The 17,631-nt window shown below is 77.4% G+C and carries 16 protein-coding genes and 1 pseudogene; 10 read left to right on the plus strand and 7 right to left on the minus strand.

Going from position 1 to position 17,631, the window contains the following annotated elements:
- The 7 genes from AB6N23_RS11905 to AB6N23_RS11935 all read left to right on the plus strand — a co-directional run.
- The coding region (locus AB6N23_RS11905; RefSeq protein ID WP_412866269.1) for a glycosyltransferase family 9 protein at nucleotides 1-625 on the plus strand (625 nt) is incomplete at its 5' end.
- Nucleotides 622-1,581, plus strand: a complete 960-nt coding sequence (locus AB6N23_RS11910) for a glycosyltransferase family 4 protein (protein WP_412866270.1) — start codon at nucleotides 622-624, stop codon at nucleotides 1,579-1,581. The genes AB6N23_RS11905 and AB6N23_RS11910, both read left to right, overlap by 4 nt.
- Entirely contained in the window at nucleotides 1,578-2,810 is a 1,233-nt protein-coding gene (locus tag AB6N23_RS11915; protein ID WP_412866271.1) for a glycosyltransferase, read from the plus strand. The genes AB6N23_RS11910 and AB6N23_RS11915 overlap by 4 nt, the downstream gene beginning before the upstream one ends.
- The gene (locus AB6N23_RS11920) at nucleotides 2,807-3,433 is read left to right on the plus strand and encodes a D-sedoheptulose-7-phosphate isomerase (RefSeq protein WP_412866272.1); all 627 of its coding nucleotides are present in this window, start codon (nucleotides 2,807-2,809) and stop codon (nucleotides 3,431-3,433) included. Before AB6N23_RS11915 ends, AB6N23_RS11920 begins: the two co-directional genes overlap by 4 nt.
- The gene (locus AB6N23_RS11925) at nucleotides 3,430-4,893 is read left to right on the plus strand and encodes a PfkB family carbohydrate kinase (RefSeq protein WP_412866273.1); all 1,464 of its coding nucleotides are present in this window, start codon (nucleotides 3,430-3,432) and stop codon (nucleotides 4,891-4,893) included. Before AB6N23_RS11920 ends, AB6N23_RS11925 begins: the two co-directional genes overlap by 4 nt.
- Nucleotides 4,890-5,612, plus strand: a complete 723-nt coding sequence (locus AB6N23_RS11930) for an SDR family oxidoreductase (protein ID WP_412866274.1) — start codon at nucleotides 4,890-4,892, stop codon at nucleotides 5,610-5,612. The genes AB6N23_RS11925 and AB6N23_RS11930 overlap by 4 nt, the downstream gene beginning before the upstream one ends.
- Nucleotides 5,609-6,577 (plus strand): glycosyltransferase family 9 protein, encoded by a 969-nt coding sequence (locus AB6N23_RS11935; protein ID WP_412866275.1) that lies wholly within the window; start codon nucleotides 5,609-5,611, stop codon nucleotides 6,575-6,577. The genes AB6N23_RS11930 and AB6N23_RS11935 overlap by 4 nt, the downstream gene beginning before the upstream one ends.
- Nucleotides 6,578-6,701: 124 nt before the next feature.
- Here the strand turns inward: AB6N23_RS11935 and AB6N23_RS11940 are convergent, their stop codons facing one another.
- Nucleotides 6,702-7,670 (minus strand): UDP-glucuronic acid decarboxylase family protein, encoded by a 969-nt coding sequence (locus AB6N23_RS11940; protein ID WP_412866276.1) that lies wholly within the window; start codon nucleotides 7,668-7,670, stop codon nucleotides 6,702-6,704.
- A 397-nt stretch (nucleotides 7,671-8,067) separates the two neighbouring features.
- Here AB6N23_RS11940 and AB6N23_RS11945 point away from each other — a divergent pair, with 397 nt between their 5' ends.
- Both AB6N23_RS11945 and AB6N23_RS11950 read left to right on the plus strand, forming a co-directional pair.
- Nucleotides 8,068-8,718, plus strand: coding sequence for a PAS and ANTAR domain-containing protein (locus AB6N23_RS11945; RefSeq protein WP_412866277.1), 651 nt, complete (start codon nucleotides 8,068-8,070; stop codon nucleotides 8,716-8,718).
- Complete coding sequence (locus AB6N23_RS11950; protein ID WP_412866278.1) at nucleotides 8,715-9,143, plus strand: hypothetical protein; 429 nt, start codon at nucleotides 8,715-8,717, stop codon at nucleotides 9,141-9,143. Before AB6N23_RS11945 ends, AB6N23_RS11950 begins: the two co-directional genes overlap by 4 nt.
- A gap of 142 nt (nucleotides 9,144-9,285) precedes the next feature.
- On the opposite strand, the gene AB6N23_RS11955 is transcribed toward AB6N23_RS11950, so the two are convergent.
- From AB6N23_RS11955 to nirB, 6 genes are all read right to left on the minus strand, one after another.
- Nucleotides 9,286-10,425 (minus strand): YihY/virulence factor BrkB family protein, encoded by a 1,140-nt coding sequence (locus AB6N23_RS11955; RefSeq protein WP_412866279.1) that lies wholly within the window; start codon nucleotides 10,423-10,425, stop codon nucleotides 9,286-9,288.
- Between the two features lie 108 nt (nucleotides 10,426-10,533).
- Complete coding sequence (locus AB6N23_RS11960; RefSeq protein WP_412866280.1) at nucleotides 10,534-11,343, minus strand: sirohydrochlorin chelatase; 810 nt, start codon at nucleotides 11,341-11,343, stop codon at nucleotides 10,534-10,536.
- Nucleotides 11,340-12,461, minus strand: a complete 1,122-nt coding sequence (locus AB6N23_RS11965) for a uroporphyrinogen-III synthase (protein ID WP_412866281.1) — start codon at nucleotides 12,459-12,461, stop codon at nucleotides 11,340-11,342. Before AB6N23_RS11965 ends, AB6N23_RS11960 begins: the two co-directional genes overlap by 4 nt.
- The gene (gene cobA / locus AB6N23_RS11970; RefSeq protein WP_412866282.1) at nucleotides 12,458-13,759 is read right to left on the minus strand and encodes a uroporphyrinogen-III C-methyltransferase; all 1,302 of its coding nucleotides are present in this window, start codon (nucleotides 13,757-13,759) and stop codon (nucleotides 12,458-12,460) included. Before cobA ends, AB6N23_RS11965 begins: the two co-directional genes overlap by 4 nt.
- Nucleotides 13,756-14,199, minus strand: coding sequence for a nitrite reductase small subunit NirD (gene nirD, locus AB6N23_RS11975; RefSeq protein ID WP_412866283.1), 444 nt, complete (start codon nucleotides 14,197-14,199; stop codon nucleotides 13,756-13,758). Before nirD ends, cobA begins: the two co-directional genes overlap by 4 nt.
- Nucleotides 14,196-16,790 (minus strand): nitrite reductase large subunit NirB, encoded by a 2,595-nt coding sequence (gene nirB / locus AB6N23_RS11980; protein WP_412866284.1) that lies wholly within the window; start codon nucleotides 16,788-16,790, stop codon nucleotides 14,196-14,198. The genes nirD and nirB overlap by 4 nt, the downstream gene beginning before the upstream one ends.
- Nucleotides 16,791-17,072: 282 nt before the next feature.
- Here nirB and AB6N23_RS11985 point away from each other — a divergent pair.
- A pseudogene (locus tag AB6N23_RS11985) lies at nucleotides 17,073-17,631 on the plus strand (hypothetical protein); the annotation flags it as partial.

A 17,631-nucleotide genomic window follows, 5' to 3' on the forward strand; every position in this document is an offset into this window, starting at 1 on the left:
GGCCGACGCGCTGCCCGCTGACGCCCTCGCGCACGTGGGCGGCGGCTACGTCGTCGTCCACCCGGGCGCGTCGGTGCCGGCGCGCGCACCGGCGCCCGACCACGCCCGGGCGATCGTCGCGGCGCTCGCCGCCGCCGGCCGCACCGTGCTCGTCACCGGCGGACCCAACGAGCGGGATCTCGCCGCGCACGTCGCGGCCCGGCCGGACGGTGGGCCGGACGTCGGGGCGGCACCCGTCGTCGACGTCGCCGGCCGGACGTCGCTCGCCGGCCTCGCCGCCGTGCTCGCGGGCGCCGACGCCGTCGTCGTCGGCAACACGGGCCCGGCGCACCTGGCGGCCGCCGTCGGGGCGCCCGTCGTCTCGCTCTTCTCCCCCGTCGTCCCCGCCGACCGCTGGTCGCCGTGGGCGGTGCCGAGCGTCGTGCTCGGCGACCAGGAGGCGCCCTGCGCCGGGTCCCGGGCGCGCGAGTGCCCCGTGGCCGGCCACCCGTGCCTGTCGTCCGTCACGCCGGCGCAGGTGGTCGCCGCCGTCGACGCGCTCGCCGTGGCCTCCGCGCCCGCCGTCGAGCCCGTCGTCGGCGCGGTCGCCGACGTGCCCGCCGCACCCGAGGAGGTGGTCGCATGAGGATCCTCGCCTGGCACGTGCACGGCTCGTGGATGACGTCGTTCGTCCAGGGGCCGCACGAGTACCTCGTCCCCGTGGACGCCGACCGGTCGCCCGACGGCCTCGGCCGCGCCCGCACGTGGGACTGGCCCGCGAGCGTCCGCGAGGTGCCGCTCGAGCGCCTGCGCGACGAGCCGTTCGACCTCGTCCTGCTCCAGCGGCCGCGCGACCTCGAGCTGCTCGCGCGGTGGGCCGGCCTGCGCGCCGGCGTCGACGTGCCCGCCGTCTACGTCGAGCACAACACGCCCGTCGAGCACCCCGTCGCGACGCGGCACCTGCTCGCGGACCGCGACGACATCCCGGTCGTCCACGTCACCCGGTTCAACGCGCTGGTGTGGGACAACGGCCGCGCGCCCGTGACGGTCGTCGAGCACGGCGTGCCCGACCCCGGCCACCTGTGGACCGGGGAGCGCGAGCGCGTCGCGGCCGTCGTCAACGAACCCGTGCGGCGCTGGCGCGTCGCCGGCACCGACGTCCTCCTGCACGTCGCGGACCACGTGCCCGTCGAGGTGTACGGCATGGGCATGGCGTCGCTCGCCGAGCACCTGCCGGCCCACGCGGACCACCTGCACGACGACGTGCCGCAGGCGCGGATGCACCAGCAGCTCGCCGGCGCGCGCGCCTACCTGCACCCCTACCGGTGGACGAGCCTCGGCCTGTCCCTGGTGGAGGCCATGACCCTCGGCATGCCGGTGCTCGTGCTCGCCACCACGGCGGCGCCCGAGTCCGTGCCGGCCGCCGCGGGCGTCGTCAGCAGCGACCCGGCGGACCTCGTGGCCGCCGCCCGCCGCTGGCTCGCCGACCCGGCCGAGGCGAAGGAGCGCGGGCTCGCCGCCCGCGCCCACGCCCTCGAGCGGTTCGGCCTGGAGCGGTTCCTGTCCGACGTGGACGAGGTCATCGAGGGGGCGACGCGATGAGGATCGCGATGGTGTCGGAGCACGCGAGCCCGCTGGCGGTGCTGGGCGGCGTCGACGCGGGCGGCCAGAACGTCCACGTCGCCGCGCTGGCCGGCGCGCTGGCGGACCTGGGCCACGACGTGACCGTGTACACGCGGCGCGACGACCCGACCCTGCCCGAGCGCGTCCCCATGGCGCCCGGCGTCGAGGTCGTGCACGTGCCCGCCGGACCGCCGACCGCGGTGCCCAAGGACGACCTGCTGCCGTGGATGCCCGACCTCGGCACCTGGGTCGCCGACGACTGGGCCACCCGCGGCGCGCCGGACGTGGTGCACGCGCACTTCTGGATGTCGGGCCTCGCCGCCGTGCAGGCCGCGGAGGCGCACGGGGTGCCGACCGTGCAGACGTACCACGCCCTCGGCTCGGTCAAGCGGCGTCACCAGGGCGCCAAGGACACGAGCCCGTCCGGGCGGATCACCGCCGAGGCCGCGATCGGGCGCCGCGTCGACGCCGTCGTCGCGACCTGCAGCGACGAGGTGCGCGAGCTGACGCGGCTGGGCGTGCCGCCGGCGCGCGTGCGCGTCGTGCCCTGCGGCGTCGACGTCGACCACTTCCGCCCCGTGCGCGGCGCGACGGGCCCGTTCCCGCGCACGCGCCGGCACCGCCTCGTGTGCCTGGGCCGGCTCGTCGAGCGCAAGGGCGTCGACACCGTCCTGCACGCGCTCGCGGACCTGCCCGACACGGAGCTGCTCGTGGCGGGCGGTCCCGACGCCGCCGCGCTGCCGGCCGACCCGGAGGCGACGCGCCTGGCGGCGCTGGCGGCGGAGCTCGGCGTGGCCGACCGCGTGCACCTGCTCGGCCGCGTCGGGCACGACGACGTGCCGGCGCTGGTCTCGTCCGCCGACGTGGTCGTCGCCACGCCGTGGTACGAGCCGTTCGGCATCGTGCCGCTCGAGGCGGCGGCGTGCGGCGTGCCGCTCGTCGGCAGCGCGGTCGGCGGGCTGCTCGACTCCGTCGTCGACGGCACGACCGGGCTGCTCGTCCCGCCGCGCGACGCGGCCGCGCTCGCGACCGCGCTGCGCGGCCTGCTCGCCGACCCGACGCGTCGCCGCGCGATGGGCGCGGCGGCCCGGCGCCGGGCGCTCACCCACTACTCGTGGCGGGGCGTCGCGACGCAGACCGAGCTGGTGTACCAGTCCCTGACGAGCCCGGCCGCCGCGGCGGACCGGGTCGAGGAGGTGGCGGTGTGAGCGCCCGTACGTGGATCGAGACGCACGACGCCGAGCTCGCCGACGGGCTGCGCAGCCTGCGTCGGCAGGCCGGCACGGTCGAGCGCTGGGGCGCGACGCTCGCGCAGCGCCTCGCCGACGGCGGCCGGCTGATGGCCGCCGGCAACGGCGGCAGCGCCGCGGAGGCCCAGCACCTGACGTCGGAGCTGGTCGGCCGGTTCCTCGGCGAGCGGCGGCCGCTGTCGGCGCTGTGCCTGTGCTCGGAGAGCTCGAGCGTCACGGCGATCGTCAACGACTACGGGATCGACGAGATGTTCGCGCGGCAGGTCGAGGCGCACGGGCGCCCCGGCGACGTGCTCGTGCTGCTGTCGACGTCGGGCCGCAGCGTCAACCTGCTGCGCGCCGCCGAGCGGGCGCACGAGGTCGGCGTCGACGTGTGGTCGATGACCGGCCCGCGCCCGAACCCCCTCGCGAGCCTGTCCGACGAGGTGCTCGCCGTGGAGGCGCCGACGACGGCCGCCATCCAGACGGTGCACCTCGTCGCGGTGCACGCGGTGTGCGCGGCGCTCGACGAGCACCTCGCGCTGCGGCCCGCGGCGCCCGCGCGGGCCGGGGTCGCCGCGGCCGTGGAGGTGCCCGCGTGAGCGCGCGCCTCCCCCACGTGGTGGTGGTCGGCGACGTCGTGCTGGACCGTGACGTCGAGGGCCGCGTCGACCGGCTCTGCCCGGACGCCCCGGCGCCCGTGCTCGACGTCACGCACGTGCGCGAGAGTCCCGGCGGCGCCGGGCTCACGGCGCTGCTGGCCGCCGAGGGCGCCCGGGTCACCCTCGTCGCGCCGGTGGCCGACGACGACGCCGGGCGACGCCTCGTCGAGCACCTCGGCCGTGCGCTGGACGTCCTGCCGCTGCCGCACGAGGGCGGCACGCGCCGCAAGGTCCGCGTCCGCAGCGCCGCCCACTCGCTCGTGCGCATCGACGACGGCGGCCCCGGCACGCCGGGCGCCGTCCCCGTGGACGACGTCCGCCGGGTGCTCGCCGACGCGGACGTCGTGCTCGTGTCCGACTACGGCGCGGGCGTCACGCGCGACGCCGACCTGCGCGCCCTGCTGACGGAGGCCGCCGCCGCGCGGCCCGTCGTGTGGGACCCGCACCCGCGCGGCGGCGACCCCGTGCCGGGCGTCACGCTCGTCACGCCGAACCTCGGCGAGGCCCGGGGCGCGCTGCGGGACGACCCGGCCGGCGCCGACGGCCCGGCCGACGCCCTCGCCCGCCGCCTGCGCGACGTGTGGCAGGCCCGGGCCGTCGCGGTGACGGCGAGCGCCGACGGTGCGTTCGTCGCGTCGGGCGGCGAGGCGCAGTACGTGCCCGCGCCGAGCGTCGCGGGCGGCGACCCGTGCGGTGCGGGCGACCGGTTCGCGGCGTCCGCGGCGCTGGCCCTGGCGGGCGGCGCGCTGCCCGTGGAGGCGGTGGGGCGCGGCGTGGCCGACGCGAGCGCGTGGGTCGCCGAGGGCGGGGCCGAGGCGTACCGGCGCCGCGGCGACGCGGCCGCCGAGGCGGACGCGAGCGCGGACCCGGGCCGCACCACGAGCCCCGCGGCCGCCGGCCCGGTCGGCAGCAACGGCGACGACCTCGGCGCCCTCGCCGCCCGCCTGCGCTCGGGCGGCCGGTCCCTCGTCGCGACGGGCGGCTGCTTCGACATCGTGCACGCCGGCCACGTCGCGACGCTGCAGGCGGCCCGCCGCCTCGGCGACGCGCTCGTCGTCCTGATGAACTCCGACGCGTCGGTGCGCCGGCTCAAGGGCGAGGGCCGGCCCGTCGTCACGGCGGCCGACCGCGCCCGCGTGCTCGAGGCCCTCGACTGCGTCGACGCGGTCGTCGTCTTCGACGAGGACGACCCGCGTGCCGCCCTGGACCGCCTCGCCCCCGACGTGTGGGCCAAGGGCGGCGACTACGGCGGCGCACCCCTGCCCGAGGCGGCGACCGTGCGCGCGCACGGCGGCCGCGTCGTGCTGCTCCCCTACCTCGACGGCCGTTCGACGACGTCGATCATCGAGCGCTCGGGCGTCGCCCGGGCCACCGGCACCACCCTGAAGGAGACCGTGTGACCAGCACCAACGACTCCCCGGCCCTGCTCGCCCCCCGCGAGGTCGGCACCGTCTTCGTCACGGGCGGCGCGTCCGGCCTGGGCGCGGCGGTCGTCGAGGCCGTCCTCGCGTCGGGCGGGAAGGTCGGGGTCCTCGACCGGGTCGCGCCCGCGGCCGACGTCCCGCACGTCGAGGTCGACCTGTCCGACTCGACGGCGGCCGCGGCGGCCGTCGAGGAGCTCGTCCGCCAGGTCGGCGCGCCGACGGCCGTCGTCACCGCCGCCGGCACCGACGCGTGCGGCCGGCTCGTCGACATCGACACGGCGACGTGGGAGAAGGTCGTCGCGGTCAACCTGTTCGGCACGGTCGCCGTCGTGCGCGCGGCGATCCCGTACCTCGAGAAGGTGCGCGGCACGGTCGTCACGGTCGCGTCGACGCTCGCGCTGCGCGGCATGAGCGACGCCACCGCCTACAGCGCCTCGAAGTTCGCCGTGCGCGGCTTCTCGCACGCGCTGGCCGCCGAGCTCGCCGGCAGCGTCGGCGTCACCTGCCTCATCCCGGGCGGCATGCGGACCGCGTTCTTCGACGGCCGCACCGAGCAGTACAAGCCCGGCCCGGACGCCGACCTCAACGACCCCCGCGCGACGGCGGGCGCGGTGATCACGGCGCTGCGCCAGCCCGTGGGCTCGGAGATCCGCGAGCTGCTCGTGATGGCGTCCGGGGAGAGCTCCTGGCCGTGACGGGCGACGCTCCCGCGGGTGACGCGTCGACGGGCGACGTCGTCGTCCTGCGCGCGCTCGGGCTCGGCGACGCCCTCACCGGCGTCGCCGCGCTCCGCGGCGTGCGCCGCGCGTGGCCGGACCGGCGGCTCTGGCTCGCCGGTCCGGCCACCACCGGCGCGTGGCTGCGCGACCTCGGCGTCGTCGACGACGTCCTGGTCACGGACGGCCTCGCCCCGCTCGCGTGGTCCCGCCCCGGCCACGTGGCGGTGAACCTGCACGGGCGCGGCCCGCAGAGCCACGCCGTGCTCGCGGCGACCCGTCCGGAGCGGCTCGTGGCGTTCGCCACCGAGGACCACCCCGACGGGCCCGCCTGGCGTCCGGACGAGCACGAGGTGGCGCGCTGGTGCCGGCTCGTGACCGCGGCGGGCGGCCCGTGCGACGCCACGGACCTGCGCCTCGACGTGCCGGCCGACCCCACCACCGCGCCGGCGACGGTCGTGCTGCACCCCGGGGCGGCGTCCGGCTCGCGGCGCTGGCCGCCCGACCGGTGGGGTGACGTCGCACGCGCGCTCGTCGACGCGGGGCACGACGTGACGCTGACCGGCCGCCCGGCCGAGCGCGACCTGTGCGCCGACGTGGTCGCCCACGCCGGGCGTCCGCTGCGCGTGCTCGCGGGCGTCCTCGACGTGCCGGGGCTGGCCGCGGTCGTCGCGGGCGCACGGCTCGTCGTGTGCGGCGACACGGGGGTGGCGCACGTCGCCACGGCCGTGGGCGCGCCGTCGGTGCTGCTGTTCGGCCCCACGCCGCCGCGCTGGTGGGGCCCGGCCGTGGACGTCGACCGGCACGTCGTGCTGTGGCACGGCGACGCCGACCACCCCGGCGACCCGCACGGCGCGACCGTGGACCCCGCGCTCGCCGCGGTCACGGTCGACGAGGTGCTGACGGCCGCCGCTCCCCTGCTGCGGGCCGGCGCGCCAGCCTGACGCACCGGACGCACCAGACCGACGGCCCCGGCCCCGCAGAGGGCCGGGGCCGTCGGCGTGGAGGGCGGCGCGCGGCGCCGGCGAACCGGCGCTCCGGCGGTGCCGCCCTCCGGCGCTGCCGCTCTCAGGCCGTGCGCGCGAGCGCCCCGGCGAACCACTCGACGGTGCGCTGCAGGCCCTCCTGCCACGCCACGTCGGGCGCCCAGCCCAGCTCACGCTCCGCGAGAGACGTGTCCGGGCGGCGCACCTCCGGGTCGTCCACGGGCCGGTCGACCAGCTCGATGGTGGACCGCGACCCCGTGGCGGCGACGACGTCCTCCGCGATGCGGCGGACGCTCAGCTCGGTCGGGTTCCCGATGTTCATCGGTCCGGGGTGGCCGCTGTCGGCCAGGGCGAGGATGCCGCGCACGAGGTCGTCGACGTAGCACACGGACCGCGTCTGGCTGCCGTCGCCCGCGACCGTCAGCGGCTCCCCCGCCAGCGCCTGCCGGATGAACGTCGGGATGGCGCGGCCGTCGTGGGGGCGCATGCGGGGGCCGTACGTGTTGAAGATGCGCACGATCGCCGTGTCCACGGCGTGCGTCGTGCGGTACGCGGTCGTCAGCGCCTCGGCGTACCGCTTCGCCTCGTCGTAGACGCCGCGCGGCCCGACCGGGTTGACGTTGCCCCAGTACGACTCCGGCTGGGGGTGCACGAGCGGGTCGCCGTACACCTCCGAGGTCGACGCCAGCAGGAACCGCGCGCCCTTGTCCATCGCGAGGCCGAGCGCGTGGTTGGTGCCGATCGAGCCCACCTTCAACGTGTGGATGGGCAGCTGCAGGTAGTCCACGGGCGACGCCGGCGACGCGAAGTGCAGGACGAGGTCGACGTCACCGGGCACGTGCACGAAGTCCGTGACGTCGCAGCGCTGCAGCCGGAACCGTGGCGAGTCCATGAGGTGCGCGACGTTGGCCGGCGTGCCGGTGAGGAAGTTGTCGAGGGCCACCACGTGGGCGCCGCGCTCGACGAGCTCCGTGCACAGGTGGCTGCCGAGGAACCCCGCGCCGCCGGTGACGACCACCCGACCCGTCGTCACGCCGTCCGAACCCGCCATGAGCACCTCCGCGTGCGTCGGTCACGCCCGCGGCGTGACGTCGTTGCTGGTCATGGGGCTGCCGCGGCCGCAGCCGGCGGCGCCCGGTGAGTGCAGGGCGACCCTCCCACGGACCCGGTGCCGCCACCACCGGAGGAGCACGGCACGGGCGCCGCGACCTGCGCGGACGCGGTGCCGCGACGTCCCCGCCGCCCTTCGGGATGCGCGCCCCGAGGTCCCGTGATGACGTGGTCCCGCGTCGTCGCCGGAGCTGGAGCCGACCGTCCCGGACGCCGACACCCCGTCGTCCGGCCTGCCCGGCCCCCTCCCGCTCCGCATGCGCATGTCCGACATGCCGGGGTACGGTGCAGGAGGGGTCAGGGCGTGGCCCACGATGCACCATTCGTGGAGGAAGCCCGTGCACGCAGCACCGGAGCGCTCGCAGCGGGGGTCCGTACGGACGCCCACCCGGGCCGGCTCATTCAGGTACGAGACCCGTGACGACAGCTGGTGGTGGTCCGACGACGTCTACCGCCTGCACGGCTTCGAGCCGCACGAGGTGGTGCCGACGACGGCCCTCGTGCTGGCGCACAAGCACCCCGACGACCGGGACGCCGCACGCGCGCTGCTGCACGGCGCCGCCGCCGGCCGGAGCCCGTTCGCGAGCGTGCACCGCATCATGGACGCCACCGGGCGGGCACGCGTCGTCGCGTTCGTCGGCCAGGGCGAGGCCGCGGGCGGCATCGGCCGGACCACCACGCTCACCGGGTACTTCGTCGACCTCACCGACGACGTCGCGGAGCGCTCGCGCGACGAGGCCAACCGCGACATCGCCGCCTCGGCGGCGCACCGCGCGCAGATCGAGCAGGCGAAGGGCATCGTCGCCTTCGCGTACGGCATCGACCCCGAGAGCGCCTTCGGGGTGCTGCGCGCGGCGTCGAACAACGGCAACGTGCCGATCCGTGAGATCGCGTCGCAGGTCGTGGCACGCGTCCGCGAGTTCCGTGGCGACCCGTACCGCGTCTGCGAGTACCTGGCCGAGGCCGCCGGCCTCCCCCTGCCGCGATGACCCGGGCACGCGTCACCCGGCCCGAGACGCGCATCGTCCCGCGCGCCGGCGGTCACGTCACCGTGCGGGTCGAGGGGTTCCGCGAGGGCGACGGCGTGCTGCCGCGCCCGGACCGGCTCGGTCGCTTCAAGGTCGAGGTCGCGCGCGACGAGCACGGCCTGCGCCTGCTCGACGCGCACGGCGGGACGATCGGGCGCCTCGGTACCTCGTGGGGCCGCACGCTCGCGGACGAGCTCACCGGCTGCGACCGCGACGGCGTCGTCCCCGTGGTCCGGGCGTCGCTCGTCGGGCCGCGCGGCGAGCGCGACATGTTCGTGCTGCTGTCGTGGCCGGGCCGCCGCACGGGCGTCGCGGGTCCTGCCCCCGGCGTGCGGACGCCGGTGCCGAGCGGCGCCGTGGGCGGCGTCCGGCACGCGGGCGGCTGAACCACCGCCGGTCCCCGTCGGGACCGGCCGGCCGCACCCGGTGCCCCGTCGACGGCGACACCCGCCGACGACGCCCACCGACCACGACGCCCCCGGACCCGCGCGAGCAGGTCCGGGGGCGTCGTGGTGCGCGGGGAGGTCGTCAGCTCTCGCGGCGCGCCGCGTGGCTCCCGCCGCGGCTCTCGCCGCCGCGGTCGCCGCCGTCGCGGCCGTGCTCGCCGCCGTCGTCGGACTGCCGCCGCTGCGCGGCCTCGCGCACCTCGCGACCCCGGCGGACGTCGTCCTCCGCCTTGGCCTGCTTCTTGTCGCTGGCCTTCGTGTCGCGCGGCGGCAGCTGGATCGAGCGCTCCGCCTCGATGCCGCCCTGCAGCTGGCGCCCGCGCTCGAGCTCGGCGTCCAGCTCGGCGCCGAACAGCAGCGCGAGGTTCGTGATCCACAGCCACAGGAGCGCGATGATGACGCCGGCCAGCGACCCGTAGGTCTCGTTGTAGCTCGAGAAGTTCGCGACGTAGAAGGCGAAGCCGAGCGACGCGAGCACCCACACGACGATGGCGACGAACGCCCCGACGCTCACCCAGCGGAACTTCGGCTGCCGCACGTTGGGCGTCGCGTGGTAGAGGATCGCGATGGCCAGCGCGACGAGCACGACCACGACGGGCCACTTGGCGATGTTCCACACCGTGACCGCGGTGCCGGACAGGCCCACGGCGTCGCCGACGGTCCGGGCGACGCCGCCGGACAGCACGAGCATCGCGACCACGAGGACGGCGATCACGACGAGCACGAGCGTGACGAGCAGCAGGATCGGGCGCAGCTTCCAGATCGGCCGGCCCTCGTCGATCTCGTACACGCGGTTCATGCCGCGGCTGAACGCGGCCACGTAGCCGGAGGCGGACCACAGGGCCGTCACGAGACCGACGACCAGGGCGAGCCCGGCGGCCGGCGCCTGCGTGAGGTTCTGCAGGATGGGCTCGATCGTGTCCGTCGCCCCGCCGGGGGCGATGTCGTCGACGAGGCCGAGGATCCGCTCGACCGCCCGCTCGGGGTCCGACACGAACCCGAGCAGCGACACGATCGCCAGCAGGGCCGGCGCGACGGCCAGCACGCCGTAGTACGTGAGCGCCGCCGCGAGGTCGGTGCACTGGTCCTTGCCGAACTCGCGGAACGTCTTGCGCAGCACGTACTTCCACGACCGCTTCTCGAGGTCGTCGGGCGAGTCGGGCTTGCGCGGGTCGTCAGGGGCCGGCGCCGTGGCCGCCTTCGACGTCGAGGACTTGTTCATCGCCGCACCTCCGCAGGGGCTGCCGGGGGGTGCGCCGGCCGCGTCGGCGGTGCCGCGCGGCGGGCGCCGGGGTCGGCCGGCCGCAGGCTCGAGCCGACACCAGCGACGCTATGCGCGGGTCCCGGGCCGCGCCACCGCAGGTCGCGCGGGGGTACCGGCACCGGCGGTGCGCCACCCCGCCACCGCGACGGCGCTCTCCTCGGCGTAGCGGTCGAGCACGACCGCCGCGAGGCGGGGGTCCGGGGCGAGGGCGTCCGCGACCACGTCGGCCCCCGCCTCGTGCACCCGGTCGAGGAAGTAGCCGGGCGCCAGCAGGTACGACGCGACGACGACGCGGCCGCCGTCGGGCAGGCCGGCGCGGGCCTCCGCCACCGCGACCGGCACGCGCGGGTGCGCACCCGCACCGAAGCCGACGTGCACGGGTCGCCCGAGGTGCTCGGCGAGCCCCGCCGCGACGACCCGGACGGCGTCGGCGGACGCCGGCTCGCTCGACCCCGCGGCGGCGAGCACGACCGCGTCCGCGTCCCGCAGCCCCGCCGCGGCGAGCCGGTCCGCCAGGATCGCGACGAGCCGCGGGTCCGGCCCCAGCGGCCGCGACGCGGCGGCGCCGGGGCGGTCGACAGCGGCAGCGACGTCGACCTTCGTGTGGAACCCGACCGAGAGCAGGAGCGGCACGACGACCGCCGGCGCGTCCTCGAGGGCCGCCGCGACGACGTCCGCGACCTCCGGCTCCTGCACGTCGACGAAGGCCTCCCGCACGTCCAGGTCGGGGCGGGCCGCCACCACGTCGGCGAGGATCGACCGGATCGCCGCCCGACCGGTGGGGCTGTCGGTGCCGTGCGAGCAGCCGACGAGCACGGGCGCGGGGCCGGTGGACGGGACGGCGGCGGTGGCGGTGGGTGGGACGGTGCCGGTCATGCCTGCTCCTGCAGCTCGATGCGGTACCCGCGCTTGACGACGGTGCGGATGAGCTCGCGGCTGCCGGTCGCCTCGCGCAGCCGCGCGACGGCGACCTCGGCGGCGTGCGGGTCGGCGGACTCCCCCGGCAGCGCGTCGAGCACGCGGTCGCGCGGCACGACCGAGCCGCGTGCGGCGGCGAGGAGCCGCAGCACCTCCAGGCCCGTGCGCGACAGCGGCAGCACGTGCCCGTCGAGCACCGCGGCCGCCCGGTGCACGCGCAGCGGTCCGGCGACGGTGTCGAGCGCCTCGAGCCCGCCGTAGTGCGTGACGATCGCGCGCACGAGCGAGCCGAGGCGGCCGCGGTCGGGCAGCAGCGGCGTGATCCCGCGCTCCTCGAGCGGCTTGGCGGTCACGGGCCCGACCGCCGCGAACACGACGGTGCCGGCGCGGTAGCGCCCGACGACGCCGTCGGTGACGCCCTCGGCGTCGGCGGCCGCGAGCCACGCGGCCGCACCGGGCGCCGACGTGAACACGACCGTGTCGACCTCGCCGTCGGCCACCGCGCGGGTCGACGCCGCCACGACCGCCGGGTCGGGCGGCGGACCCCACCGGTAGACGACGAGGTTGCGCACGCGCGCGCCGGCCACCACGAACGCCTCGTCGAGGCCGTCCGCACCGGCGCCGTGGTGCTGGATGACGATGTCGCGGCCCGCGACGCCCTCGTCGAGCAGCACCTCCGCGATCTCCGCGCTGGTCTCCGACTCCGCCACCCAGTCGGCGCTCAGCCCGGCGGCCTGGATGGCGCCGCGCGCCTTGGGCCCGCGCGCGATGATCCGCGTGCCGCGCAGCGTGTCGACGAGCCGGTCGGCGAGGCCGGCGGCGTCGGCGGCCTCGACCCAGCCGCGGAACCCGATGCCGGTGGTGACGACGACGGTGTCGGGCGGGTCGTCCAGGACGCGGCGCGTCTCGGCGAGGAGCAGGGCGTCGTCCGTGTGCGGGACCATCCCGAGGGAGGGGGCGTGGCGCACCGTCGCGCCCCGTCGTTGCAGGGCTGCGCCGAGCTCGCCGGCCCGGCGGTCGGCCGTCACCAGCACGACGCACCCGGCGAGCGTCTGGTCGATCACGTCGGCCGTCACCGGACCATTGTCGCGGGCGGCGCGGGGTCGTGCGCCGGCGTGTCCGGCGACGCGAGGTCGACGACCGGCTGCGCGTGCCCGTCGGGCTCGAGCAGACCGGGCGCCGCGACGGCGCCGAGCACGATCACCGCGGGCGCGCGCACCCCCGCCGCGGCGGCGACGCCGACGATGCCGTCGAGCGGGGCGCGGGTCACGCGCTGCCCGCCGAGCGTCGCCTCCTCGACGACGGCGACGGGCGTCGAGGGCGGCACGCCGTCCGCCAGCGCGTGCGCCGCGAGCCCGGGCAGCGCGCCGACGCCCATGAGGACGACGACGGTGCACGACGCGTCGCGCAGGCCGGTGAGCGCGGCCGCCGACCAGCCGTCGGTCCCGTTCATCACGTGCACGGCACCGACCGTGCCGCGGTGCGTGAGCGGGATGCCCGCGGCTGCCGGTGCGGCGAACGCGCTGCTGACGCCGGGCAGCACCGTGACGGGCACGCCCGCCTCGCGGCACGCCAGCACCTCCTCGCCCCCGCGGCCGTAGACGAACGGGTCGCCGCCCTTGAGGCGCACGACGACGCGTCCGCGCTGCGCCTGCTCGACGAGGATGCGGTTGATCTCCGCCTGCGGGACGGGGTGGTGCCCGGGCGTCTTGCCGACGTCGACGACCTCGAGGTCGTCCGGGAGCTCGTCGAGCACCGCGGTGGGGCCGAGCCGGTCGGTGACGACGACGTCGGCCTCCGCGAGCGCGCGGCGGCCGGCGACCGTGAGCAGGTCGACGTCCCCGGGTCCGCCGCCGACGAGGACGACGCGGCCCTGCCCGGGCGTGCGCTGCCGCCGCGCGCGCAGGTCGACGCGTCCCTCGCGCAGCGTGGTGGCGAGCGCGTCGCGGACCTGCACGGAGCGTCGCGGGTCCGCGCCACCGGTGGAGACGACGCCGACGAGGACGTCGCCGGCGCGGGTCGTCGCCGGCGTGCGGGCGGTGCCGCGGGCGGGTCGGCGCGGTCCGCCGGCGTCGACGCAGAAGACGCGCCGGGCCGTGGCCCACGCGACGACCGCCTGGTCGGTGGACCGGTCCCCCGTGGCGGTGTGCACGAGCCACGCGTCGTCGAGGTCGGACGGGACGACCTCCCGGTCGACCCACCGGACGGCGCCGGCGACGACGAGGTCGGCGATCGGCTCGCACACGGCGGGTGCGACGACGCGGACGTGCGCGCCCTCGGCGAGCAGCGCGTGCACGCGGCGCGCCGCGACGGGACCGCCACCGGCGACGAGGACCGTGCGCCCGGCGAGCTCGACACCCAGCAGGGCGGTCACGGCGCGTCCTCCGCGGGGCCGTCGGCGACGGCGACCTCGACCGCGCCGGCGGCGACCCGCACGGGCCACGTCCGCAGGTCGGCCGGCAGGCCCGGCACGGGCTGCTTGCCGGCCGGGTCGAGGCACGCGCCGGTGCGCAGGTCGAAGACCTGCTTGTACATGGGCGACGCGACGGTCGGCACCTCGTCGCCGTCGACCTGCCGCGAGCCGACGATGCCGCGCGCGAGGACGTGGGCGTCGCTGAACGGGTCGTGCTGCTGGACGGCGAGCACGCGGTCGTCGACGAGGCGGAACAGGGCGACCTGCTCGAGCCGCCCGTCGGGGCCGTCGGGGACGAGTGCCGCCACGCCGCGCTCGCGCGCGAGGTCGTCGAGCCGGCAGACGGGGAGCCAGGTGCGCCGCGGTGCCGCGGCGGCGGGGGTGGCGTCGAGCAGGGTCACGACCGGACCTCCAGGGTCGAGCCGGCGACGAGGACGGGGGCGCCGCTCGCGGCGGCGGCCCGCTCGGCGGCGGTGGCGGGGCGAGCCTGGCCGCGCTCGGGCACGTAGGCCAGGGACGGGTCGGCTACGTCGGGGGCGTTCACGAAGGACGCGAAGCGGCGGAGCTTCTCGGGGTCGTCGAGGGTGGCGCGCCACTCGTCCTCGTACTCGTCGACGTGCTGCGCCATCTGCGCGTCGAGGTCGGCGGCGATGCCGAGGGAGTCCTCCATGACGACGGCGCGCACGCCGTCCAGGCCGCCCTCGACCTCCTCGATCCACGGCGCCGTGCGCTGCAGGCGGTCCGCGGTGCGCACGTAGTAGAGGAGGAAGCGGTCGATGGTGCGGACGAGCGTCTCGGTGTCGAGGTCCTCCGCGAGGAGCCGCGCGTGCCGGGGCGTGAACCCGCCGTTGCCGCCGACGTAGACGTTCCAGCCCTTGTCGGTGGCGATGACGCCGACGTCCTTGCCGCGCGCCTCGGCGCACTCGCGGGCGCACCCGGAGACGCCGAGCTTGATCTTGTGCGGCGAGCGGAGGCCGCGGTAGCGCAGCTCGAGCATGACGGCGAGCGCGACCGAGTCCTGCACGCCGAACCGGCACCACGTCGACCCGACGCACGACTTCACGGTGCGCAGGGACTTGCCGTATGCGTGGCCGGACTCGAACCCGGCGTCCACGAGCCGCTGCCAGATGTGCGGCAGCTGGTCGATGCGGGCGCCGAACAGGTCGATGCGCTGCCCGCCGGTGATCTTCGTGTAGAGCCCGTAGTCCTTCGCGACCGCACCGATGGCGATGAGGCCCTCGGGGGTGACCTCGCCGCCGGGGATGCGCGGGACGACCGAGTAGGAGCCGTCCTTCTGCAGGTTCGCCATGACGTGGTCGTTGGTGTCCTGCAGGGCGGCGCGCTCGCCGTCGAGCACGTGCCCGGGCGCCGTCGTCGCGAGGATCGACGCGACGGCGGGCTTGCAGATGTCGCAGCCGCGTCCGGCGGCGCGCGTGCCGAACCGCTCGACGACCTCGGTGAACGTGCGCGAGCCGGCGACGCGGACCGCGTCGTAGAGCTGGGCCCGGGACAGCGCGAAGTGCTCGCACAGCGCGGTGCTGACCGTGACGCCGAGCTTCTCGAGCTCGGTGGCCATGAGCTTCTTCACGAGCGGCAGGCACGACCCGCAGCTCGTGCCGGCGCGCGTGCAGCCCTTGACCGCCCCGAGGTCGTGGCAGCCCTCGTCGGTCACGGCGTGCCGGATCGCCCCGGCGGTGACGTTGTTGCAGGAGCAGACGCCGGCGTCGTCGGGCAGCTCGAGGTCGGGTGCGCCCCCGGTGCCCTCGGGGAGCAGGAACGCCGAGGGGTCGCCGGGCAGCTCGCGGCCGAGCATGGGCCGCAGGCTCGCGTACGCGCTCGCGTCGCCGACGAGGACGCCGCCGAGGAGGGTGCGCGCGTCGTCCGACAGGACCAGCTTCTTGTAGACGCCGGCGACCGGGTCGGCCCAGACGATCTCGAGCGCGCCGGGCGTGCGGGCGAACGCGTCGCCGAAGCTCGCGACGTCGACGCCCGCCAGCTTGAGCTTGGTGGCGGTGTCGGCACCGGGGAACGTCGCCGAGCCGCCCAGCAGCCGGTCGGCCGTGATCTCGGCCATCGTGTACCCGGGCGCGACGAGGCCGATGCAGGCGCCCTGGATGCAGGCCACCTCGCCCACCGCCGAGACGGCCGGGTCCGCCGAGAGGCACGTGTCGTCGACGAGCACGCCACCGCGCGGGCCGACCGCGAGCCCGGACTCCCGCGCGAGCTCGTCACGCGGCCGCACACCCGCGGCGACGACCACGACGTCCGCGTCGAGGCGCGTGCCGTCCGCGAGCTCGACGCGCCCGACGCCGCCGCGGCGGTGCTCGTGCACGCGCGTCGTCATGGCCTGCGTGCGCACCCCGATGCCGATGCGGTTGATCAGCCGGCGCAGCGCCTCGCCGCCGCCGAGGTCGACCTGCGCCGACATGAGGTGCGTGTCGACCTGCAGGACGGTCGCCCGCGCGCCGAGCGCGTCGAGCGCGCCCGCCGCCTCGAGGCCGAGCAGCCCGCCGCCGAGGACGACGCCGCGGACCCGGTGCGGCCGCTCCGCCTGCAGGCCCTGCACGTACCCGCGCAGCGCGGCGACGTCGTCGAGCGTGCGGTACACGAACACGCCGGGCAGGTCGGCGCCCTCCATGGGCGGCACCCACGCGTACGAGCCGGTCGCGAGCACGAGGTGGTCGTACGCGTACGTGCGCCCGGACGCGGCGGTGACCGTGCGGGTCCCGCGGTCGACGGCCGTCACGGCGTCCCCGCGCACGAGCGTCACCAGCGGGTCGTCCCAGAGGCTCGCGTCGCCGAGGGCGAGGTCCTCGGGCGTGCGGCCGGCGAAGAAGCTCGTCAGCGCGACGCGGTCGTACGGCCGGCGCGGCTCCTCCGCGAGGACCGTGACGCGCCACGTGCCGGCGGTGTCGCGGTCGCGCAGGGCCTCGACGAGCCGCTGGGCGACCATGCCGCCGCCGACGACGACGAGGTGGCGAGGGGCGTCCATGGGTGCCTCCGGGATGGGTGACGGTGCGGTGCGCTGGTGCGTGCGGGTGGTGCCGAGCGGTGGCCGTGCCGGAGAGCGGTGGGTGGTGCCGGTACGGGTCGTGCGGGTGCTGCGGGCCCTCGGCGGGGCGTGCCTCGACGCTAGGGAGCGCGTGTTTCGGGCGGCGGCACGCGTGCGTTACCCCGGCGGAACCTTCTGCGCACACCGGCACCCGCCGTGGTGTGAGGAGGCGGCGCGTGCGGCGCCCGGGACGCCGCGGCACGCGCGACGTACGGTGACGGCATGGGACCCGAGGACGGCCCGCCGAGCGCCGCGGACGCCGGCGACGGCGCGACGACGACCGCGCCGCCCGGTGCGGAGCGGCAGGCGACGCTCGCGGCCGCCGCGGCCGGCGTCGCCGCGGGCACGGTCACCGTCGGGGTCGGCGCGCTCGTGGCCGCCGTCACCGGCGCGTCGTCGGACCCGCTCGTCGCCGTCGGGTCGGCGTTCGTCGACCTCACGCCGGCGTGGCTCAAGGACTGGGCCGTGACCGCCTTCGGCACGGCCGACAAGGTCGCGCTGGCGGTCGGGCAGGCCGTGGTGCTCGCCCTCCTGGCGGCGCTCGCGGGCGTGCTCGCGTGGCGGCGGTGGTCGTCCGGGGCGGTGCTGGTGGTAGCGCTCGGGGGCCTCGCCGGCGTCGCGGCGACGACACGCCCCGACGCCGGGCTGCTCGCGCCCGTGCCGAGCGTCGCGGGCGCCCTGGCCGGCCTCCTCGTCCTGCGTGCCCTGCTTCGTCGCGTGCCGCCGCCCGCGGCGGCCGTGAGCGCGCCGGCCGCGAGCGCGCCGCCGCCACGCTCCATGA

Source organism: Cellulomonas pasadenensis (genome assembly GCF_047229365.1).
Taxonomy (GTDB): domain Bacteria; phylum Actinomycetota; class Actinomycetes; order Actinomycetales; family Cellulomonadaceae; genus Cellulomonas.